This window comes from Pantoea sp. GbtcB22 (genome assembly GCF_019091025.1).
GTDB classification, from domain to species: Bacteria; Pseudomonadota; Gammaproteobacteria; order Enterobacterales; family Enterobacteriaceae; genus Pantoea; species Pantoea leporis.
On the sequence record NZ_JAGXKB010000847.1, the window covers coordinates 1 to 236 of the forward strand.

Annotated in this window: 1 protein-coding gene; it reads left to right on the forward strand. The window is 61.4% G+C overall.

The genetic code is table 11. The annotated features are described in order from the left end of the window. On the forward strand, window positions 1–236 hold a 236-nt coding region (locus KVT28_RS26845), incomplete at both ends, for a PQQ-dependent sugar dehydrogenase (protein ID WP_217551363.1).

Consider the following 236-nt stretch of genomic DNA (forward strand, 5'->3'; position numbering starts at 1 on the left):
GCCGATGCCAGCGGTCGGGCTGGTGGCGTGGTGGGTTATGGTCGCCGGAGCGATGACAACCGCCAGCTGAGTGACTTTAAAGTGGTGCTGGAGCACACGCCGAAGCTGTCGGGCGGCGCCAATATCGGCACGCGACTGGCGTTTGATCGCCAGGGCTTTCTCTATATCCCCTTCGGTGGCAACTTCGCCAGCAGCAGCGCGCAACAGCTGGATAAGCTCTCCGGTAAAATCGTGCT